Annotated in this window: 22 protein-coding genes; 19 read left to right on the top strand and 3 right to left on the bottom strand. The window is 63.7% G+C overall.

Annotated elements, in window-relative coordinates:
* The first annotated feature begins 16 nt into the window (after positions 1-16).
* The 7 genes from ptsP (at position 17) to VF769_RS15345 (ending at position 7,830) form a co-directional block, all read left to right on the top strand.
* Positions 17-2,281 carry a phosphoenolpyruvate--protein phosphotransferase gene (ptsP, locus tag VF769_RS15375; RefSeq protein ID WP_331009307.1) on the top strand — a complete coding sequence of 755 codons (2,265 nt, stop codon included), beginning with the start codon at positions 17-19 and terminating at the stop codon, positions 2,279-2,281.
* Positions 2,282-2,389: 108 nt separating this feature from the next.
* Complete coding sequence (locus VF769_RS15370) at positions 2,390-3,220, top strand: helix-turn-helix domain-containing protein (protein ID WP_331009306.1); 831 nt, start codon at positions 2,390-2,392, stop codon at positions 3,218-3,220.
* Between the two features lie 68 nt (positions 3,221-3,288).
* Entirely contained in the window at positions 3,289-4,425 is a 1,137-nt protein-coding gene (ispG, locus tag VF769_RS15365; RefSeq protein WP_331009305.1) for a flavodoxin-dependent (E)-4-hydroxy-3-methylbut-2-enyl-diphosphate synthase, read from the top strand.
* A 3-nt stretch (positions 4,426-4,428) separates the two neighbouring features.
* Positions 4,429-4,845 (top strand): hypothetical protein, encoded by a 417-nt coding sequence (locus VF769_RS15360; RefSeq protein WP_331009304.1) that lies wholly within the window; start codon positions 4,429-4,431, stop codon positions 4,843-4,845.
* Between the two features lie 9 nt (positions 4,846-4,854).
* Complete coding sequence (prfA, locus tag VF769_RS15355; RefSeq protein WP_331009303.1) at positions 4,855-5,934, top strand: peptide chain release factor 1; 1,080 nt, start codon at positions 4,855-4,857, stop codon at positions 5,932-5,934.
* Complete coding sequence (gene prmC, locus VF769_RS15350; protein WP_331009302.1) at positions 5,931-6,782, top strand: peptide chain release factor N(5)-glutamine methyltransferase; 852 nt, start codon at positions 5,931-5,933, stop codon at positions 6,780-6,782. Before prfA ends, prmC begins: the two co-directional genes overlap by 4 nt.
* Positions 6,783-7,077: 295 nt before the next feature.
* Positions 7,078-7,830 (top strand): DUF4167 domain-containing protein, encoded by a 753-nt coding sequence (locus VF769_RS15345; protein WP_331009301.1) that lies wholly within the window; start codon positions 7,078-7,080, stop codon positions 7,828-7,830.
* A 57-nt stretch (positions 7,831-7,887) separates the two neighbouring features.
* Here the strand turns inward: VF769_RS15345 and VF769_RS15340 are convergent, their stop codons facing one another.
* Positions 7,888-8,574 (bottom strand): alpha/beta hydrolase, encoded by a 687-nt coding sequence (locus VF769_RS15340; RefSeq protein WP_331009300.1) that lies wholly within the window; start codon positions 8,572-8,574, stop codon positions 7,888-7,890.
* 180 nt (positions 8,575-8,754) lie between these two features.
* Between VF769_RS15340 and VF769_RS15335 the strand changes: the two genes are divergently transcribed.
* The 12 genes from VF769_RS15335 (at position 8,755) to VF769_RS15280 (ending at position 17,383) form a co-directional block, all read left to right on the top strand.
* On the top strand, positions 8,755-9,198 hold the full coding sequence (locus tag VF769_RS15335) for an Rrf2 family transcriptional regulator (protein ID WP_331009299.1): 444 nt from the start codon (positions 8,755-8,757) through the stop codon (positions 9,196-9,198).
* Positions 9,199-9,202: 4 nt separating this feature from the next.
* Positions 9,203-10,327, top strand: coding sequence for a cysteine desulfurase family protein (locus tag VF769_RS15330; protein ID WP_331009298.1), 1,125 nt, complete (start codon positions 9,203-9,205; stop codon positions 10,325-10,327).
* Positions 10,327-11,814: a Fe-S cluster assembly protein SufB gene (gene sufB, locus VF769_RS15325; RefSeq protein WP_331009297.1), complete on the top strand. Its 1,488-nt coding sequence runs from the start codon at positions 10,327-10,329 to the stop codon at positions 11,812-11,814. Before VF769_RS15330 ends, sufB begins: the two co-directional genes overlap by 1 nt.
* Entirely contained in the window at positions 11,814-12,314 is a 501-nt protein-coding gene (locus tag VF769_RS15320; RefSeq protein ID WP_331009296.1) for a hypothetical protein, read from the top strand. Before sufB ends, VF769_RS15320 begins: the two co-directional genes overlap by 1 nt.
* A complete protein-coding gene (locus VF769_RS15315) occupies positions 12,311-12,991 on the top strand; it encodes a hypothetical protein (protein ID WP_331009295.1) in 681 nt (226 codons plus the stop codon). The genes VF769_RS15320 and VF769_RS15315 overlap by 4 nt, the downstream gene beginning before the upstream one ends.
* Positions 12,988-13,290 (top strand): hypothetical protein, encoded by a 303-nt coding sequence (locus VF769_RS15310; protein WP_331009294.1) that lies wholly within the window; start codon positions 12,988-12,990, stop codon positions 13,288-13,290. The genes VF769_RS15315 and VF769_RS15310 overlap by 4 nt, the downstream gene beginning before the upstream one ends.
* Positions 13,283-14,032, top strand: a complete 750-nt coding sequence (gene sufC, locus VF769_RS15305; RefSeq protein ID WP_331009293.1) for a Fe-S cluster assembly ATPase SufC — start codon at positions 13,283-13,285, stop codon at positions 14,030-14,032. The genes VF769_RS15310 and sufC overlap by 8 nt, the downstream gene beginning before the upstream one ends.
* 128 nt (positions 14,033-14,160) lie before the next feature.
* A complete protein-coding gene (locus tag VF769_RS15300) occupies positions 14,161-15,048 on the top strand; it encodes a SufB/SufD family protein (RefSeq protein ID WP_331009292.1) in 888 nt (295 codons plus the stop codon).
* Positions 15,045-16,277: a cysteine desulfurase gene (locus tag VF769_RS15295; RefSeq protein WP_331009291.1), complete on the top strand. Its 1,233-nt coding sequence runs from the start codon at positions 15,045-15,047 to the stop codon at positions 16,275-16,277. Before VF769_RS15300 ends, VF769_RS15295 begins: the two co-directional genes overlap by 4 nt.
* Before the next feature lie 4 nt (positions 16,278-16,281).
* Positions 16,282-16,635, top strand: a complete 354-nt coding sequence (locus VF769_RS15290) for an SUF system Fe-S cluster assembly protein (protein WP_331009290.1) — start codon at positions 16,282-16,284, stop codon at positions 16,633-16,635.
* Between the two features lie 4 nt (positions 16,636-16,639).
* Positions 16,640-17,002 carry an iron-sulfur cluster assembly accessory protein gene (locus tag VF769_RS15285; RefSeq protein WP_331009289.1) on the top strand — a complete coding sequence of 121 codons (363 nt, stop codon included), beginning with the start codon at positions 16,640-16,642 and terminating at the stop codon, positions 17,000-17,002.
* Between the two features lie 6 nt (positions 17,003-17,008).
* Positions 17,009-17,383: a TfoX/Sxy family protein gene (locus tag VF769_RS15280; RefSeq protein WP_331009288.1), complete on the top strand. Its 375-nt coding sequence runs from the start codon at positions 17,009-17,011 to the stop codon at positions 17,381-17,383.
* On the opposite strand, the gene VF769_RS15275 is transcribed toward VF769_RS15280, so the two are convergent.
* Positions 17,380-18,168, bottom strand: coding sequence for an enoyl-CoA hydratase/isomerase (locus VF769_RS15275; protein WP_331009287.1), 789 nt, complete (start codon positions 18,166-18,168; stop codon positions 17,380-17,382). The two genes, VF769_RS15280 and VF769_RS15275, sit on opposite strands and share 4 nt — an antisense overlap.
* Positions 18,169-18,223: 55 nt before the next feature.
* Complete coding sequence (locus tag VF769_RS15270; RefSeq protein WP_331009286.1) at positions 18,224-19,279, bottom strand: GGDEF domain-containing protein; 1,056 nt, start codon at positions 19,277-19,279, stop codon at positions 18,224-18,226.
* Between the last annotated feature and the right edge of the window lie 104 nt (positions 19,280-19,383).

Below are 19,383 nucleotides of genomic sequence, written 5' to 3'. Positions count from 1 at the left end.
GGAAACGCGGATCGCGATGCCTGGTCCGGCGAATGTCGGCGGGTCCCGGATTCTCCTGCGCAAGCTGCGGGAGATCATGGAGACCGGCGGTGTGGCGCAAGAACGCCTCGACCGCCTCGTGGCGATGATTGCATCGACCATGGTCGCGGACGTGTGCTCGATCTATCTCACGCGCGGCGCCGTCCACGAGCTATTCGCCACTGAAGGTCTGAAGTCGGAAGCCGTGCACCGCACCCGGCTGAAGCACGGTGAAGGTCTCGTCGGCTTGGTGGCCGAGACCGCACAACCGCTCAACATTGCCGACGCGCCGCACCATGAACGCTTCTCCTATCGTCCCGAAACCGGCGAAGATCCTTATAACGCCTTCCTAGGCGTGCCGATCGTGCGTTCCGAGCGCACGTTCGGCGTACTCGTTGTGCAGAACCGCGCCTCGCGCATCTATGGCGAGGACGAGGTCGAAGCGCTGCAGACCATCGCCATGGTGCTGGCCGAAATGGTCGCCTCCGGCGCTTTCGGCGATCTTTCGGGCCTGGCTGACGTGGAGGCTCGCGCCAGTCGTCCTGAACTGCTGCATGGCCGGGCGTTTTCCGACGGCTTGGCTATCGGCACCGTGGTCTTGCACGAGCCGCACGCGCCCCTTGGTCGCGTTATTGCCGACGATCCCGTAAAGGAAGAGCAGCGTCTGAACGATGCGCTGAGCCAGGTCCGCACTACGCTTCAGGACATGCTGGATGGCGATCCTGGCCGTATCTCTGGCGTCTCCCGCGAGGTATTGGAGATGTTTCTCATGCTCGCGAATGATCCGAGCTGGGAGACGAAGCTGAAGCACGGCGTTCGTGCTGGTCTTTCGGCGGACGCCGCTGTCGAACGTGTCCGGGGCGAGCACCGCGCCAAGTTCAACGCCACCCGCGATCCTTACCTGCGCGAGCGGCTGCACGATTTAGAGGACCTCGACAATCGGCTGCTCCGTGCGCTGGCCGGGGTCGATGGCGCGGCTAAACAGGATATGCCAGCAGACGCCGTGCTGGTCGCGCGCGAACTCGGCCCCGCTGAATTGCTGGATTACGGCGCGGAGCGTCTAAAGGGTCTCGCCTTGGAAGAGGGCGGGGCGACGGCCCACGCGGCCATCGTCGCTCGCGCGCTTGGCATTCCCATGGTTGGCCTCCTGCCTGGCTTGCTCTCTCGTGTCGAAGCGGGCGACGCCATCATTCTCGATGGTGAGCGTGGCGAGGTGCGCCTGCGCCCGGAAGAGGCGGTGGTGTCCGCCTACCAGGAGCGCATCCAGTTCCGAACCGCCCGCGCTGCTGAATTCGCCCGCATCAAGGACACGCCCGCCATCACCCAAGATGGCGCGCAGATGACGCTGCTGCTCAATGCCGGCCTCGCACTCGACGTCCACCACCTCGACGAAGTCGGCGCCGAAGGTATCGGCCTTTTCCGCACCGAGTTTCAGTTCATGGTCTCGGAGACGCTGCCGCGGCTCGAAAGTCAAACCTTGCTCTATCGCGACGTTTTGGAGACCGCCGATCAACGACCAGTGACCTTCCGTACGCTTGATCTCGGCGGCGACAAGGTCTTGCCTTACGTCACCGCCGAACGCGAGGAGAACCCGGCGCTGGGCTGGCGTGCGGTTCGGATCGGCCTCGATCGGCCGGCGTTGCTCCGCTATCAGCTCCGCGCGTTGATCAGCGCCGCCGCCGGTCGCCGTCTGCGCGTGATGTTTCCGCTGGTCACGCTTATCAGCGAATTCGACGCAGCCCGCGCGCTGGTGGATCGTGAGCTCGATTGGGCGCGCAAGCACGGGCGCGAGCTTCCGGCGGTTGTCGAAGTCGGCGTCATGGTGGAGGCGCCGGCGCTTGCATGGAGCATTCCGGCGCTCAAAGGGCGTGCGGATTTCCTATCCGTCGGCACCAACGATCTGATGCAATATTTCTTCGCGGCCGATCGCGGTAATGCGCGGGTGTCGGATCGGTACGATATTCTCAGCCCGCCGGCGCTGCGTCTGCTGAAGCAAATTCGCGAGGACGCAGATGCAGCAAACCTGCAAATCTCGATCTGCGGCGAAGCGGCGGGACGGCCGCTTGAGGCTCTGGCGTTTACCGCGTTAGGCTATAGGCGCTTATCGATGCCGGCTTCAGGCGTTGGACCGGTGAAACGCTTGGTGCTTTCGCTGAACGCGGGCGAGGCGGCGGACGCATTGTCGCCCTTGCTGCACTCGGACCTGCCCTCGGTGCGCGCTGAACTCACATCTATTGCGGCGGCGCGCGCCTGGGCGCTGTGATCTGGCGCTTTCCGCCGTTGAGCCGCGTACGATTCGCGATTAGCTTTAACTGTGGCTCAAAATTTGCCTCCTACGACGTATGGTCTCTGAGGAGGGGCCGACGACCTAATGCTGCAACCCACGCCCACCGATCCGCAATCCGCGACCGAAACAGTCGAAGGTCGCGCGCAGCGTCAGGCGCCGGTCGGACCTGCGCCGAAGCTTGACCCTGCGTGGCGTGCGGGTCGGAAACTCTCGGAGGCGCGACGCCAACGTGGGTGGACGCTGGACGAGGTCGCTGACCGAATCCGCATCCGGCGTGAATTCCTCGAAGCTCTTGAAGACATGAACGTCAAATTGCTGCCGGGCAAAGCCTATGCTCTGGCATTTTTGCGTTCGTACGCCCGGGAGCTCGGAATCGACGAAAAGGCTATCATTGACCAATTCCAGGACGAATCCGCGCTTACCCGTGAAGACGTCCAGAAACAGGTTCGCACCCCCACCTCGAAGCCGCGCCGGGAGCGCCCTTGGAAGTGGGCGGCGGGCTTGGTCGTCGTCGCCATTGTTTTGGTGACTTGGCGTGCGCTGGATCAGGGCCAGCGGGATCAGGCGGCCGAGGCGCCGGCTGTGAGTGCGCCTGCTGTTGTTGGAATGCCCGCTTCGACGAGCGCCACCGCGGTCCGGGTAGTGGAAATCCGGGCGATCTCGGAAGCTTGGCTGGAAGCGCGGGGGCCCGATGGAACCGTGTTTCTGTCCCGAACGCTGCAGCCCGGTGATGTGTATCGTCCCGACGCAAGCCCGGGTTGGACGCTCCATGCCCGCGATGGGGGCGCGTTCGAGCTTTACGTAAATGGGGCCTCGGCGGGCCTTCTGGGATCCGCTGGTATGCCTGTGCTTGGCCGCTCGATCGACGAAATTCAGCCGCTGGCGCAGGCCCAATTAGCAGCGCCGCGCAGCTAAAGCCGCAGTCGGCGGGACTGTTAGACGGCCGCCGGGCGCGCTATCTCCGACCCGAAAGGATTAGCTCCATGGACGGCGCGGCCGGCGACCTGCACCACATCCGCCCCTGGCGGCGGATTGAGCGCCGTCGCTCGCGCAAAATCCGCGTGGGCAGCGTTGAGATCGGCGGCGACGCCCCGATTGCGGTCCAATCCATGACCAACACGCCGACCTCGGACGCGGCGGCGACGATCAATCAAATCCGCCAACTCGAAGAGGCGGGCGCCGATATCGTGCGCGTCTCGTGTCCGGACGAAGATTCAACGGCCGCCTTCGCCAAGATCGCGCGCGCGGCCAAAGTGCCGTTGGTGGCGGACATCCATTTCCACTATCGCCGCGGCATCGAGGCCGCCGCCGCTGGCGCCGCCTGCCTGCGCATCAATCCGGGCAATATCGGCAACGCCCAGCGCGTGAAGGACGTGGTGCAAGCGGCCAAGGATCACGGCTGTTCGATCCGGATTGGGGTCAACGCCGGTTCGCTCGAACCGCATCTGCTGGAAAAGTACGGCGAGCCGTGCCCCGAGGCGATGGTCGAGAGCGCGCTCTATCACGCGGCTTTGCTCGAAGAGCACGATTTTCGCGAATACAAGATCAGCGTGAAAGCGTCGGACGTGTTCCTCACCGTCGCCGCGTACCAAGCATTGGCCGACGCCACGGACGCACCACTGCACTTGGGCGTGACCGAAGCAGGCGCGCTGCGCAGCGGCACAGTAAAGTCTTCGATCGCGATGGGCTCGCTGCTGTGGGCTGGCATTGGCGATACGATCCGCGTCTCGCTTGCCGCCGACCCGGTCGAAGAGATCAAAGTCGGCCACGATCTGCTCAAATCGATGGGCCTACGTCAGCGCGGCGTCACCATCATCGCGTGCCCCTCATGTGCGCGGCAGGGTTTCAACGTCATCAAGACGGTGGACGAACTCGAAGCCCGCCTGGCGCATATCGCCGAGCCGATCACGCTCTCCATTATCGGCTGCGTGGTAAACGGGCCGGGCGAGGCGCTGATGACCGATCTTGGCTTCACCGGGGGCGGCAAAGGCGCCGGCATGGTCTATGTCGCCGGCAAGCCGGACCACAAGGTCGACAATGACGAAATGATCGACCATATCGTTGGCTTGGTCGAAGATCGGGCCAAGACGATGCGGGCCAAAGCGCCGGCGAAGGATTGAGCGATGCTGCAGCGCCACCTGCAGGACACGTACGAATATTTGTTCGATACCGCTCACCGCGCGCTGCAAGCGGGCGGCTCGTTCGCGCCGTTTGGCGCGGGCATCCGCAAGACCGGCGAACAAATCCATACCAATGTCGATTTGCCGATCGAGAAGTCCGCGCCGGCAGACCACATTTCTGGCCTGATCGCGGGCTTCCGCAAGGATGAGGAAGACAACGGCTTGATCGCCGCTGGTCTTGTGTTCGACGGCCGGGCTCGCAGCGATGACGCCGCCGCACTTTGCTTTCACATCGAGGCGGCCAACGGCAGCGCGGTTGAGGTGATCGTACCGTATCAGCGGCAGTCGACGACCGAGATCGCCTTCGCGGAACCACAAATTACGGCCGTGCACGCCGAGATTTTCACCGACGTGATGTAGCCTAGTTCAATGTCTGATTACGCGCGTTTGGAACGCCGCCTTGCGCAGGCGGTCGATCGCTTCGAGCGTATCGAGGCGCGCCTCGGTGCGGCGACGGATGGCGCCGAGATCGTGAAGCTTGGCCAAGAACACGCCGAATTGAAGCCGCTTGTCGAGGCGGTCGCTGCGGTAAGAGCGAAGCGGCAAGAACTCGTCGATCTTGAAGAGATGGCCAAGGACGGCGGCGAACTGGCCGCGGTGGCGGCGGAAGAACTCTACGCCGCCCGTGAGGCGCTGCCGGAGCTTGAGCGCGCCGCGCTTCTGTTGCTCGCGCCAAAGGACAAGGACGAAAGCGCCTCGGCCATTCTTGAGATTCGCGCTGGCACTGGCGGTGAAGAAGCGGCGCTGTTCGCCGGCGATTTGCTGCGCATGTATCAGCGCTACGCCAGCCGGCGCGGATGGCGTTTTGAGATCGAAGACATCTCCGATACCGGCATAGGCGGCGTCAAAGAGGTCGTGGCGAGCGTCACCGGCAAAGGCGTGTTCGGGCGCTTACGCTTCGAAAGCGGCGTGCATCGCGTGCAACGGGTGCCCGAAACCGAAGCCGGCGGTCGTATTCATACCTCCGCCGCCACCGTAGCGGTGCTGCCGCAGCCGGAAGGAGATGTCGATATCGTTGTCGAGGACAAAGACATCCGCATCGACACGATGCGCGCGTCCGGCGCCGGGGGTCAGCACGTGAACAAGACGGATTCCGCAGTGCGCATCACCCACCTGCCGACGGGCATCGTTGTCATCAGCCAGCTCAAGTCCCAACACCAGAATCGTGCGCAAGCGATGATGATGCTGAAGACCAAGCTCTATGACCGCGAACGCGAGATGCGCGACGCCGCACGCGCCGCCGAGCGCAAAGGCCAGATTGGCTCGGGCGATCGCTCCGAACGCATCCGCACATACAATTTCCCACAGGGTCGGGTGACAGACCACCGCATCAACCTCACGGTCTACAATCTGCCCGAAGTGATCGAAGGCGCGCTCGATCCGATTCTCGACGCGCTCGCCGCGGAAGACCAGGCGCAAAGGCTCGCGGCGCTTGAGGGCGAAGAATGAGCGAGACCCTTGTCTCTCTGTGGACAGCTGCACGCCGCCGCCTCGAAGCGGCAGGCGTCGACTCGCCAGTGATCGACGCGCGTCTCTTGCTGGAGGCGGGTGCGGGCGTGGGCCGTGTCGATATCGTAACGGATCCGCGCCGTCCTGTGAGCGCTGACCAGGTCGCCGCTGTGGAAGCGTTGTTGCGTCGTCGCGAGGCGCGCGAGCCGATTGGCCATATCCTCGGTCGCAAGGGATTTTGGACGATGGACTTCGCGGTCAACGCCGACGTGCTTTCGCCGCGCCCTGAAACAGAGCTGCTCGTCGAAGTTGCGATGGAGACCCTGCCAAAGGGGTGGCCGGCGCGCGTACTCGATCTTGGCGTCGGCTCCGGTGCGATCTTGCTTTCTGTGCTGGCCGAGCGTCCGCACTCCACGGGTGTGGGCGTCGACGCCAGCGAAGCGGCGCTGGCCGTCGCTCGCGCGAATGCCGCCCGCCACGGACTCAGCGATCGCGCCACGCTGCAATTGGGTGATTGGGCTGAGGGGATCGAAGGCCCCTTCGATCTCATTCTGTCGAATCCGCCCTATATCCCGAGCGGCGACATTGCCGGCCTTGACCCCGAGGTCGCCAAATGGGAGCCGCGCCTGGCGTTGGACGGCGGTCCGGATGGCCTGGAGCCCTATCGGCGCATTATGGCCGAGTTGCCGCGTCTCCTTGCCCCGGGTGCGGCGTTCGCCTTCGAGGTGGGCCGAGGGCAGGCGGAGGCCGTCCAGGCGCTGGCGGAAGCGCAGGGCTTAACCACGACCACACCTCGTATGGACCTGGCCGGCATTCCACGCGTTGTAGCGGGCAGGCGTGCGGCATGAGAGGCAGACACTGAAAAAGCCCTTGGAACGTTCCGGATCAGGCATTACGTTCAATCTCGGAATCGCTCGCCGGCGGGGTTCAGGGGGCTGAACGGGCGGCAATTCTAAGCAGGTGCGCCTAAGGCCGCCGCGGCTTCCTCAGCAAGAGGTCAGGAAACAGGACGCGGCGCGATCGCCGGGTGAAGTACCCAAGAGCTTGGCGAACAGCGAAGAGACACGAGCGCGCATGGCGCAAGGCTCACAAGGCCGGCGCCGAGAGCAACAACAACGGACCACAAACGATGGTGCATATTCAATGAAGCGTCAGCGAGGCCGCGGTCGTAAACCCGGCGGCGGTCATCACCACGGCGGCGGCGGTGGCAATTTTCATCCCAACCGGTCGATGGAAAGCAACGGCCCCGAGGGCGGCAAGGTGCGGGGCAACGCCTCCGTGATCTTGGAGCGCTATCTCCAGCTTGCGCGCGACGCGGCGTCGTCGGGCGACCGTGTGCTGAGCGAGAACTACATGCAGCACGCCGATCACTATTTCCGGCTGGTGCGCCAAATGCAGCCCGCAATGCCGGTGCAGCAAGTGAACAGCGAGCGCTTCGATAACGATTACGAAGGCGATGAAGAAGGCGGCGCCGACGGCGAAGGCGGCGAGAGTGAGGCTCACGCAGCTGAGACTGGCGGCGAACAGCCTGACGTCGATTTCCCGCAGGGCGAACGCCAGCAGCAATTCGATCGCGGCGATCGTGGTGATGGGGATTTCCGTCGTGGCCGCAATCGCGGCCGCCGCAACCGTTTCCGTCCGGAAGGCGGCGAAGGCGGCGACCAGCGGGAGGCCCGAGAACCGCGCGAGCCGCGTGAGCCGCGCGAAGAGGGGAGCGACGCGCGGTTTGAGCGCAGCGAGGGCGCGGAGCGCCCCGAGCGCGCGGAACGTCAAGAGCGCAGCGAACGGCCGCGGCGTGAACGTCAGCCGCGTGAACCGCGCGACGCGGGCGGCGACCAGGCTGGTCCTGAGGGCTTCTCCACTGGGCCGCGTCCGGCATTCTTGCGCTCGGAGTAACGCGTCGCCCAATGCCAAAATGAAAAGCGCGGGTCCGTGGGGCCCGCGCTTTTTGTTTTATCGCTTGGAGCTTGGGGGCCGTGGCGGCCCCGCCAAGCGGCGTTCCAGGTATTCGCGCGCGTGTCTCTCGACGTCGGCCAAATGATCTTGCCCCGGCTCGCGACCGCGGAAGAAGTGGTCAGCGCCTTCGATGACGGCGGCGTCGACCTTGATGTTCTTTTGCGTCCGGATCCGGCTGATCACTCGCTCCATGTCGGGCGCGGTGGTGACGCTGTCGCGCGTGCCATAGATCATGACGCCGGAAGCCGGGCAGGGCGCGAGGAACGACAGGTCGTAGTGGTTGGCGGGCGGGGCCACTGCAATGAAGCCGTCGATCTCAGGGCGGCGCATCAGCAATTGCAGTCCGATCCAGGCCCCGAACGAATAGCCGCCCACCCAACATTGTTCGGCATTGGGGTTCATGCTCTGCAGATAGTCGAGCGCCGAGGCCGCATCGGAGAGTTCGCCCATGCCGTTGTCGAACACGCCTTGCGACCGGCCGATGCCGCGGAAATTGAACCGAAGGACGCCGAAGCCCTTGTCGGCGAACAGTTTGTAGAGTTGGACGCTGACCCGGTCCTGCATTGAGCCGCCGGCGCGCGGATGGCCGTGAAGAATGAGCGCGATCGGCGCGCCTTCTTTCGGGGGCTCCTGATAGCGGCCTTCAACGCGCCCCGCGGCGCCCGGAAAAATCACTTCTGGCATTCACGACCCCAGCCTGCAGATCCCAGCGGGACCAGCGGCAAATTCTTGACCAAAATACTCAGGTATCCTAGCTATTCACTAGGAAAAGGACCCGGAACCAAATCTTGGGCCCGACCCCGCAAGGGGGCGCCTTCTAGCACATGAATTTGGGGACGTGCGAGGGCGCGGGAAGGGATTGCTATGCGTTTAACCTCAAAAGGTCGGTACGCGGTCATGGCAATGGCCGATCTGGCGCTCCACGGCGGATCGGATCGCGCTGTGCCGCTGCAAGAAGTGGCGCGCCGCCAGGAGATTTCGCTCTCCTATCTCGAGCAATTGTTCGCCCGCATGCGCAAAGCCGGCTTGGTGTCGGGGGTGCGCGGTCCAGGCGGCGGTTATCGGCTCGCCAAGGCCGCCAACGAGACAACAGTGGCCGCCATCATCGAGGCGGTGAATGAACCGATCAAAGCCACGCGCTGCGATGAAGCTTCGACCAAAAGCTGCCTGGGCCGGCAGGGCCGCTGCATCGCCCACGGGCTATGGGCCGAGATGGGCTCGCGCATCCAGATATTCCTGGCGTCCGTCACGCTGGCGGATGTGTTGGAGCAACGCTTCGACGGCGTCGCACGCGTGGCCGCGGAATAGGACGATGACGAAGACGCCGATCTATTGCGATTACAACGCTGGCGCGCCGGTAAGGGCCGAGGCGGCTGTCGCAATGTCGCGTGCGCTGGCGCTCGGCGGCAATCCCTCGTCCGTGCACAGCTTCGGCCGCCGGGCAAAGGCCATGGTGGAGGATGCGCGCGAGAAGATTGCGAACGCGGTTGACGCGCGCGCGGAGAACGTCGTGTTCACGTCGGGCGCCACGGACGCGCTGCATCTGGCGCTGGCAAGCGCGGGCGCAGCCTCCCTCATTGTCTCCGCGGTCGAGCATGACGCCGTGTTCGAGCACGCAACGCGCGCGCTGCACACGCAACGCGTGGCGCCGGTCGATGCAAACGGGTTGATCAATCTGGAAGTTTTGGCGAGCCTCTTGGCCGACGCGCCGAAGCCAGCGCTCCTCGCAGTCCAACTCGCCAACAATGAGACCGGCGTGATCCAGCCGCTCTCCAAAATAGCGGCGCTCGCACGTGAGCATGGCGCGCTGTTGCTCGTGGACGCGGCGCAAGGACTTGGCCGCGTCCCCGTCAGCATCGCTGATCTCGACGCGACTTATCTCGTCATCTCCAGCCACAAGCTCGGCGGCCCCGGCGGCGCCGGCGCCCTTGTTCTCGCGCCCGGGGCGCCGTTCGCGACCACGCGCTTCGGCGGCGGGCAAGAACGTGGGCGCCGCCCAGGTACGGAAAACAGCGCCGCGCTTGTAGGCTTTGGCGTCGCGCTCGAGTGGGCGGAGCGTGAACGCACGGCGGAAGCGCCGCGTCTTGCCGCCATGCGCGATCGCTTCGAAGCGGGCCTGCCGAGCGACGCGATCGTGTTTGGAAAGAACGCGCCGCGGCTGCCGAACACGTCGAACTTCGCTTTGCCCGGCCTTACCGCGGAAACCGTCGTCATCGCGATGGATCTCGAAGGCGTGGCCATCAGCTCAGGCGCTGCATGTTCCTCCGGAAAGGTACGTTCCAGCCGCGTGCTCGCGGCGATGGGTGTAGCGCCCGACCTCGCCAAAGCCGCGCTGCGCGTCAGCTTCGGCCATGAGTCAAAGCAAACCGACGTGGACGAAGCGCTGCACGCGCTGAACAAGATCGCCGCACGCCGCGCGCTCAAGGGAGCGGCGTGATGAGTGCTGTGAAGGAAAGCATTGACAAGGGCACGGTCGAAGCCGCGCGCGCGCTCGAATCCGAGAAATACAAGCACGGTTTCGTCACCGAGCTTGAACAAGAACTGGCGCCGCCCGGTCTCAACGAAGAGATCGTCCGCTACATCTCGGCCAAGAAAACAGAGCCGGACTGGATGCTGCAATGGCGGCTCGAAGCCTTCCAGCGTTGGCAAACGATGGAAGAGCCGACCTGGGCGCTCGTGCATTATCCGCCGATCGACTACCAAGCCGCGCGCTATTACGCGGCGCCGAAGACTGGCGCGAAGTACAAAAGTTTGGACGACATCGATCCCGAGATTCTGGAGACCTACAAAAAGCTTGGCATCCCGCTGAGGGAAGCCGAGGTGCTCCTGGGCGTTGAAGGCGCGCCGCGCGTGGCCGTTGACGCGGTGTTCGACAGCGTCTCCGTTGTCACCACGTTTAAGGATGAACTCGCCAAGGCCGGCGTCATCTTCTGCCCGATGAGCGAAGCCGTGCGCGAGCATCCGGAACTGGTGAAGAAATACCTCGGTTCTGTCGTGCCGACATCCGACAATTTCTTCGCCACGCTGAATAGTGCGGTCTTCTCGGACGGGTCGTTCGTCTATGTGCCGCCGGGCGTGCGCTGCCCGATGGAGCTCTCCACCTATTTCCGTATGAACGCGGAAGGCACCGGCCAATTCGAGCGCACGCTCATCATCGCCGACAAGGGCGCCTACGTCTCGTACCTCGAAGGCTGCACTGCGCCGATGCGCGATGAAAATCAGCTGCACGCCGCCGTCGTCGAGCTCGTCGCGCTCGATGACGCCGAGATCAAATATTCCACCGTGCAAAATTGGTGGCCAGGCGATTCTGACGGCAAAGGCGGCATCTACAATTTCGTGACTAAGCGCGGTGATTGCCGTGGCCCGCGCTCGAAGATCAGCTGGACACAGGTCGAGACCGGCTCCGCCATCACCTGGAAGTATCCCAGTTGCATTCTGCGCGGCGACGACAGCGTCGGCGAATTCTACTCGATCGCCGTCACCAATGGCCGCCAGCAAGCCGACACCGGCACGAAGATGGTGCACCTGGGCAAGAACACGCGCTCGCGCATCATTTCCAAGGGCATCAGCGCCGGCCGCTCGTCCAACGCTTATCGCGGGCTCGTGTCGGCGCACGCCAAAGCCAAGGGCGCGCGCAATTTCACGCAATGCGACTCGCTGCTGATCGGCGACCAGTGCGCTGCGCACACTGTGCCTTACGTCGAAACGCGAACACCAGACGCGCAGTTTGAGCATGAGGCGACGACCACGAAGCTTTCCGACGATCAGCTCTTCTACCTCCGCGCGCGTGGTATTCCCGAGGAGGAGGCCGTCGCGCTTCTCGTGAATGGGTTTGTCCGCGACGTGCTGCAAAAGCTGCCGATGGAATTCGCGGTCGAAGCGCAGAAACTATTGGAAGTTAGTCTTGAGGGGAGCGTGGGCTGATGCGGGTGCGTGACTTGGCTTTGGCGCTATGCGTGCTCGCTCTGGTCTCCTGCGGTCAGCCGGCGCAGGAAGAGACGGGCTACGAAAGCGGCTCAAGCGCGCCGCTTTCTGATGAGGAAGAGGCTGCCGACCATTCCGTAGAGCTCGAACCGGTCGATCCGCTGCTCGTCGCCGCGCCGCCGGAAGATTTCGTCGCCATCGAGCCAAGTGAAGTGGGTGTCTTTGGCGCGCCGACGATTATGGATTCGATTCACGACCTAATCTCGGGCGAAGCGCTTGAAGGTGAAGCCTCGGTCAGCCTCACCGTCCGCGAAGATGGTGACATCGCCTTCGCCGATATCGTGCGCGACAACATTCCTGACGATTCCGTTGCCGCGGGCCACGTGCGCGTCGAGTTTCGCCGCGAGCCGGAAGGCTGGTTTCCGACCAATGCCTATCGCCGCTGGATGTGCCGCCGCGGCGCCCACGCGAACCAATGGAGCAAGGAGCTGTGCGAATGATGCGCGCGCTCATCCTCACGCTGGCGCTGGCCGCCTGCGCGCAGAGCGCGCCGATTGAGGCGACGCCGACGTGCGCAGAGCTGGACTTCACTGGCGAGTACCTGGAGCGCAGCTGCACGCTGATCGCCAATGACGAGACATTGCGCGTACGCTATTCGCCCGTCGCCGAGGGTGCGACGGGCGGGGCGGTTTCAGTCGATGTGTTGAATGAAAATGGCGATGTTCTCCAGACGATGCTGGAGAGCGACGTCTCCGAATATCTGCCCCCCAGCGTGCAGGACGTCGACGGTGACGGCCGCGGCGACATCCTGATCGCGCGCGAGCGCGGCAATGTGAATACGGCGAGCGGCGTCTGGGTGTTCAGCGGCGATGCCGGCGCCTACCGCCGTGTGGGCGAGATCAGCGGTGTCGAAATCGCCAACACTGCCGACGGGTTTGTCGCCGTGCCTGCCCGGGGCGGCGCGGCAATGTGGAACGTCGCTTTCTATCAGCTTGATGCTGAGGGCCTGCACATGTTGGCCAGTGTCAATGTCGAAGGTGAAGAGCTCGCCGGCGGCCAAATCCGCTCGACGTGCTCGTTGTTGGACGCACCCGGCATCGATCGCGTCGGGCTGACGACCGAGCAAGCCGAGGCCAAGTTCTGCGCGGAACCTGCCGCTCAGGTGTTTGCGCCATGAGCAAGACCGAAACCCGAGAATATTGGTTCGCGCGGCGGTTTCCACTCGGTAATGCCCGCTCAGGTTTGGCGCCTGTGCACTGGAAGGGGTGGGTGTGCAGCCTCATCTTTGTCGGTGTGATGCTGCTGGGCGCAGGCGTTTGGGGCTACTTCGCGATGCGCGACGAAATGTTCCACGGCGCGGCGATCTTCGCCGTGCTCGCCATCGTTGGCGGCGGTTGGTTCATCCTCGTATCGCAAGCGAACGCGGACCGCGTTCGGACAGTCGAAGATTATAGAAGAGAGAAGACGCGTGTTTGAAGTGAAGGATCTGCACGTCGAGGTCGGCGGCGCCGAGATCATCAAGGGACTGACGCTTCGCGTCCCGGCGGGCGAAACGCACGCCATTATGGGCCCGAACGGCGCCGGTAAATCCACGCTGGCGTACGCGCTCTCCGGCCGCGACGGCTATGAGGTGAAGAGCGGTAGTGCTTCGCTGGACGGTGTTGACCTGCTGGCGCTGGAGCCGGAAGAGCGCGCGGCGGCGGGGCTCTTTCTCTCGTTCCAATACCCCGTCGAAATCCCTGGCCTTTCCGTAATCGCGTTCCTGAAAGCCGCGCTCAATGCGCAGCGCAAAGCCAAGGGTCTCGATCCCATGCCGGCGCCGGAGCTGTTGAAGCTGATGCGCAGCAAGGCTGAAGCGCTAAAGATCGACCAAGAGATGCTGAAGCGGCCGCTGAATGTCGGCTTCTCGGGCGGCGAGAAGAAGCGCTTCGAGGCGCTGCAAATGGCCGTGCTGCAACCGCGCTTCGCCATTCTCGACGAAACCGATTCCGGCCTCGATATCGACGCGCTGCGTATTGTCTCGGAAAACGTGAACGCGCTGCGCGCACCCGATCGCGGCTTGCTCGTGATCACGCACTATCAGCGCTTGCTCGATTACATCAAGCCCGATCGCGTCCACGTGCTCGCACGCGGCCGCATCGTCGATAGCGGCGGGCCTGAGCTTGCGCTGACGTTGGAGCGCGAAGGCTACGACAAATATTTGAAGGCGGCGGCGTGAGCGCGAACGTCCTCCCTAATCGTCGCGACGAGGCGTGGCGTTATTCTGACTTGCGCGCTGCTCTTGCGGGTAGAGAGGAGCGCATTGCCTCGTTTCCGTCAGAACCAGGGGTGCCCCCGATCCGCGCCTTGGCGAAAGCGCTGGCGACGGGCGAAACGACGCGAAAATTTGAAGTCGGCGAAGATGGTGACGTCTGGACGTCAAATGTGCCTGCGGATTCCGGGCGCGTCACTCGTATTACCGCGCCAGTCGGCACCAGCGGTCTCATATTCGAGCGCCTTCACTCTTGGGTGGACCAGAACACTCGGACTGGGCTGAAGCTCTCGGCGTCCGCGACAGATATCTTCGTTGAAGATCATGCCACGCTGACCCGTGTTCTTATTCAGGACAGTTCAACCCAATATGAAGCGGCAGACATCATACAACTCAGTGAAGCGCACGTGCGCTTGGGTGCGGGGGCGAAGTTCCGTCAGTTTATTCTAGCCGATGGCGCCAAGCTTGCGCGGATTGAGACGCACGTCGATGTCGAAGGCGAGGGCGCGCATGTCGAGCTGAACGGCGTCTATATGACGGGTGTCGGTCGCCACGCCGATCTGACTTCGGTGATCAATCACTACGTCGCTAGTTGCGAAACGCGCCAACTCATCAAGGGCGTCGCTCGCAAGGGCGGACGTGGCGTGTTTCAGGGCAAGATCGTCGTCGCCAAGGGCGCGCAGAAGACGGATGCCCGCCAGTATCATCACGGCATGCTGCTGGAAGAGGGCGCGGAAATTTTCGCCAAGCCCGAACTCATGATCCACGCCGACGACGTGCAATGTGCACACGGCAACACGGCGGGCGGTTTGGACGAGCGCGCGCTCTTCTACATGCGCTCTCGCGGCGTGCCGGAAGCGGAAGCGCGCGCGCTGCTGATTGAGAGTTTCCTGGTGGAGGCGATCCCGAGCGGTCTGCCGGAAGAATTGCACAACGAATTGGTAGATCGCATCCGCGCCTGGCTCGCCGGAGGCGCCGCATGAACGCGCCTCTGATCAAGCGCCCGTTCGACGTCAACGCCATCCGCGCCGAATTCCCAATCCTCGGTCGTGAAGTAAACGGCCGCCCGCTCGTCTATCTCGACAGCGCCGCCAGTGCACAAAAGCCAGAGGCGGTGATTGAAGCCATGGCCGCAGCCATGCGTGGCTCTTACGCGAACGTGCATCGCGGTCTGCACGCGCTCGCCAACGAGACCACGGAAGCGTTCGAGGCCTCACGCGCCGCGATCGCGCGACTGCTCAACGCACCTAGCCCCGAGAACATCGTCTTCACCAAAAGTGGCACGCAAGCGATCAACATCGTCGCCGCCGGCCTCGACATTCAGCCGGGTGACGAAATCGTCGTCTCGGTGATGGAGCACCACGCCAACATCGTGCCGTGGCATTTCCTGCGCGAGCGCAAAGGCGCTGTGCTCAAATGGCTCGACATCGACGATGACGGCGGTATCGACCTGGCCGCGCTCGAGGCGCTGATCGGCCCGCGCACCAAGATGGTCGCGATCACGCATATGTCGAACGTGTTGGGCGCCAAAACGCCAGCGGCTGACATTGTGCGTATCGCGCACGCCAAGGGCGTGCCGGTGCTGCTCGATGGCTGCCAGGCGGTCGTGCACGGCCGCGTCGACGTGCAAGCGCTCGACGTCGATTTCTACGCCTTCACCGGCCACAAGCTTTATGGCCCCACCGGTATCGGTGCGCTTTACGGCAAGACGGAACGCCTGGAAGCTTTGCCGCCGTTTGAAGGCGGCGGCGAGATGATCGACATCGTCGAGCAAGGCCGCGTCACCTACAACGAGCCGCCGCATCGCTTCGAAGCCGGCACACCGCCGATCCTTGAAGCCATCGGCTTGCACGCCGCGATCGAATGGTGGGAGGCGCAAGACCGCGCCGCCATCGAAGCCCACGAAGCAGCGCTCCGTGACCGCGCCATGGCAGGCCTGCGGGAACTTAATTGGGTGAAATTGCATGGCGCTGCGGCTGACAAAGGCGCCATCGTGGCTTTTTCCGTCGAGGGCGCGCACCCACATGATGTGGCGCAGATCCTCGACCGTCAGGGCGTCGCGGTGCGCGCCGGCCACCATTGCGCGCAGCCGCTCATGGCGCGTCTCGGCGTCACCGCCACCGCAAGGGCGAGTTTTGCATGCTACAATCGGCTTGAGGAAGTCGATGCGTTAATCGAAGCGCTGCACAAAGCGCGCAAGCTTCTGGGTTAGGATGATGGACGGCGTTACTTCACCTCCGACCACGGCGCTGCCACAGGCGGAATTGGACCGCATCACCGACGATCTGGTGGCGCAGTTCAAGACCGTGTTCGACCCGGAGATTCCGGTCGACATCTACGAACTCGGCCTGATCTACAAAGTCGACATCAATGATGAAGGGCATGTCGATATCGAGATGACGCTGACGGCGCCGGGTTGTCCCGTGGCTGGCGAAATGCCGGGCTGGGTGGAGTCGGCGGCGCGCAAGGTCGCGGGCGTGACATCGGCGCGCGTGAACCTGGTCTTCGATCCGCCGTGGACGCCCGCGCGCATGAGCGATGAAGCCAAACTCGAACTGAACATGTTGTGATCCCATGAGCCGCAGACCTCGCCCCAAGATCGTCACCCTGACCGACGCGGCCGCCGCGCGCGTGCAGGAGATCATCGCCAAAGGCGATAAGCCCTATCTGCGCGTGGGCGTCGTCAATGGCGGTTGCGCCGGCATGGAATACAAACTCGACTACGCCGAAGCGCCCGAGCAATTCGACGAATTGGTCGAGGACAAGGGCGTGCGTATTCTGGTGAAGGCCGACGCCGTGCTCTTCTTGCTCGGCTCCGAAATCGATTACGAGACCACGCGCCTCGCCTCAAAATTCGTCTTCCGCAATCCGAACCAAACGGACGCTTGCGGCTGCGGAGAGAGCGTCACCATCGTGCCGGCCAAGGAAGAGGCCTAAGCGCCGATGAGCAGCAGCTTCCACGAATTCGTGCGGGAGCTGTTCGCGGGCCTGGGCCAAGTCCAAATAAAGCGCATGTTCGGCGGCGCCGGTGTTTACGCCGATGGCCGCATGTTCGCGCTGCTCGCCGACGAGACGATATACATCAAGACCGATGACACGCTGAAAGCCGCGCTCGCGGAAGAGGGCAGTGGTCCATTCGTATGGACGCCCAACAAGGGTCCGCGCGCCGGCGAAAGCGTCGAGATGAGCTATTGGCGCCTGCCCGAGGCCGCACTCGATGATCCTGAACTCGCCTCGCGCTGGGCAGAAAAAGCATTGGCCGTCGCCCGATCAAAGGCGACGGCCAAACCCAAAGCAAGGAAGAGTCGTAAGGTCTAGTTGCCGGTGAATTTCGCCGGCCGCTTTTGAAGGAACGCCGCGACGCCTTCGGCGAAATCGCCGTAACGGCCGACATCACGCTGCGACCAGCGCTCGGCCGTCAATTGCTCTTCCCAGCTATTGTCGAGCGATTGCCAGGCAAGTTTGCGGATCATGCCGAGTGTCTTCGTCGGCCCATCCGCCAATTCCGAGGCGAGCTTCAGCGCCGCAGGCATCAAATCCGCGTCGGCGACCACGCGATTGATCAGACCCCATTCCAGCGCCTTGGCGGCGGGCAATTTTTCGCCAAGCAGCATCATTTCCATGGCCCGCGCACGGCCAATCATGCGCGGCAATTGATAGGTCGCGCCGCCATCCGGCACGAGGCCGATGCGGCGGAACGCCTGCAGGAAGTACGCGCTCTCGCCGGCGAGGATCATGTCGCCCATCAACGCGATTGAGCAGCCAACGCCAGCCGCTGCGCCATTCACCGCCGTCACCAGCGGAATTGGCAGGTCGCGCAGCTGCGACATGAACGGATTGTACGCCTCCTCAAGCGCTTTCCCGAGATCGACCTTGCCGTCCTCGCCGAGCGGGGGCCGATCGCCGCCAAGTTTCGCGCCCGACGAAAAGCCTCGGCCTTCGCCAGTCAACACGACGGCGCGCGCTTCGCCCGCGGCGCGCTTCGTCGCGTCAGCAAGTTCGAGCACCATGTCGACCGCAGCCGCATTGAGCGTGCTCGGGTCGTTCAGCGTGATGACAGCAACCGCGCCCTCAAGCGCGTATTTGACCTTGGCGTACGCCATCGCATTCCTCCTCGTTTGGAGGCGATGCTAGTGGCTATTCCTGGCTTGAAAAGCGCTACGCAACGTAAAGGACGGGCGTCGCATCGGTCGTGACCTGATTGCGGCCGTTGCGCTTGGAGGCGTAGAGGCACGCGTCTGCGCGCTCCACGAGACCCGCCGGCGTGTCGCCCGGCTGAAGGCGGGCGATACCGACGGATACTGTCACTTGTCCCAGGTCCTCATTGGTCGAGCGGCGGCGTAGACGTTTGGCTTGGATCGCCGCACGCAAAGCTTCCGCCGTCTGCGCCGCCACGCGCGGGCTGACGCGCGGCATAATGACCGCGAATTCCTCGCCGCCATGTCGGGCGACCAGGAAGTCGGGGCGCGCATGCGCCTGCAGAGCGCTGGCGAGGAAACGCAGGATTTGGTCGCCGGTGTGGTGGCCCCAAGTGTCGTTGAAGCGCTTGAAATGGTCGATGTCACACAAGAGCAGGCAAAGCTCGGTGCGTTGCGCGCGCGCTTCTTCCAGGCGCATGCGCAGCGTCTCGTCGAACATGCGGCGGTTGGCGAGACCGGTGAGGCTGTCGGTCAGCGATTCCACGCGGACCGATTCAAGACTGGTGCGCAGCGTGTCGATCTCACGCGAGGAACGCTGCAACTGGTCCGTCAAAATCTTGTTGTGGTTGGCCATGTCGAGCGTGGCTGCAGCCAGGCTCGCCACCAATTGTCGAACCTGCTCGGCGCCCAGGCCGCGGGTGAGGTCGCTGGCCGCACTCTCCAGCGTACGTCCATAATCCCCGCTCTTCTCCTCGGATTGCTTGAGAAAATCGACGACTTGGTTGAGATCGCGCGCGATCTTTTCACCAGCCAGAACGATCTGCGCCGAGGCCCCGAGACCGGTGAAAAAGCGGTCGTAAAGGTCCGTATTGAAGTCGGGGGCGAAACCTTCGCCGCTGGCGATGCGCGCATCGATCGCCTCGCGCAATTGGCGATTGCGACCCAAACGATAGCCGAGCCAGACTTCGTAATTCTGGCCCGTCGCGGGCACCCCATGCAGGCGCATGAGGTCAAGCGTCTCCTGCGCGACGGCTTGGCCGCCGGGGCCCTGCATAAGCACGCTTTGATCAGTCACGCGGGTCGGTTCCGAGAATCTGCTGTAACAGTCGGACGCTACGGGGCAGGATATGAGCGAGTGGTAAACGCCGCAGTCGCTTTTGTTAAAATTGGTAATTGCCC

Origin of the sequence: Vitreimonas sp. (genome assembly GCF_036392335.1) — a bacterium.
Lineage (GTDB): Bacteria > Pseudomonadota > Alphaproteobacteria > Caulobacterales > Aquidulcibacteraceae > Vitreimonas.
Note: the sequence above shows the minus strand (reverse complement) of the source record. Positions and strands in the feature narration are given on the sequence as shown.

What these genes read in the sequence shown, in the direction of transcription:
- ptsP (WP_331009307.1), top strand. Translation starts at nt 17, where the DNA reads ATGCCTGGTCCGGCGAATGTCGGCGGGTCCCGGATTCTCCTGCGCAAG.
- VF769_RS15370 (WP_331009306.1), top strand. Translation starts at nt 2,390, where the DNA reads ATGCTGCAACCCACGCCCACCGATCCGCAATCCGCGACCGAAACAGTC.
- ispG (WP_331009305.1), top strand. Translation starts at nt 3,289, where the DNA reads ATGGACGGCGCGGCCGGCGACCTGCACCACATCCGCCCCTGGCGGCGG.
- VF769_RS15360 (WP_331009304.1), top strand. Translation starts at nt 4,429, where the DNA reads ATGCTGCAGCGCCACCTGCAGGACACGTACGAATATTTGTTCGATACC.
- prfA (WP_331009303.1), top strand. Translation starts at nt 4,855, where the DNA reads ATGTCTGATTACGCGCGTTTGGAACGCCGCCTTGCGCAGGCGGTCGAT.
- prmC (WP_331009302.1), top strand. Translation starts at nt 5,931, where the DNA reads ATGAGCGAGACCCTTGTCTCTCTGTGGACAGCTGCACGCCGCCGCCTC.
- VF769_RS15345 (WP_331009301.1), top strand. Translation starts at nt 7,078, where the DNA reads ATGAAGCGTCAGCGAGGCCGCGGTCGTAAACCCGGCGGCGGTCATCAC.
- VF769_RS15340 (WP_331009300.1), bottom strand. Translation starts at nt 8,574, where the DNA reads ATGCCAGAAGTGATTTTTCCGGGCGCCGCGGGGCGCGTTGAAGGCCGC.
- VF769_RS15335 (WP_331009299.1), top strand. Translation starts at nt 8,755, where the DNA reads ATGCGTTTAACCTCAAAAGGTCGGTACGCGGTCATGGCAATGGCCGAT.
- VF769_RS15330 (WP_331009298.1), top strand. Translation starts at nt 9,203, where the DNA reads ATGACGAAGACGCCGATCTATTGCGATTACAACGCTGGCGCGCCGGTA.
- sufB (WP_331009297.1), top strand. Translation starts at nt 10,327, where the DNA reads ATGAGTGCTGTGAAGGAAAGCATTGACAAGGGCACGGTCGAAGCCGCG.
- VF769_RS15320 (WP_331009296.1), top strand. Translation starts at nt 11,814, where the DNA reads ATGCGGGTGCGTGACTTGGCTTTGGCGCTATGCGTGCTCGCTCTGGTC.
- VF769_RS15315 (WP_331009295.1), top strand. Translation starts at nt 12,311, where the DNA reads ATGATGCGCGCGCTCATCCTCACGCTGGCGCTGGCCGCCTGCGCGCAG.
- VF769_RS15310 (WP_331009294.1), top strand. Translation starts at nt 12,988, where the DNA reads ATGAGCAAGACCGAAACCCGAGAATATTGGTTCGCGCGGCGGTTTCCA.
- VF769_RS15295 (WP_331009291.1), top strand. Translation starts at nt 15,045, where the DNA reads ATGAACGCGCCTCTGATCAAGCGCCCGTTCGACGTCAACGCCATCCGC.
- VF769_RS15290 (WP_331009290.1), top strand. Translation starts at nt 16,282, where the DNA reads ATGGACGGCGTTACTTCACCTCCGACCACGGCGCTGCCACAGGCGGAA.
- VF769_RS15285 (WP_331009289.1), top strand. Translation starts at nt 16,640, where the DNA reads ATGAGCCGCAGACCTCGCCCCAAGATCGTCACCCTGACCGACGCGGCC.
- VF769_RS15280 (WP_331009288.1), top strand. Translation starts at nt 17,009, where the DNA reads ATGAGCAGCAGCTTCCACGAATTCGTGCGGGAGCTGTTCGCGGGCCTG.
- VF769_RS15275 (WP_331009287.1), bottom strand. Translation starts at nt 18,168, where the DNA reads ATGGCGTACGCCAAGGTCAAATACGCGCTTGAGGGCGCGGTTGCTGTC.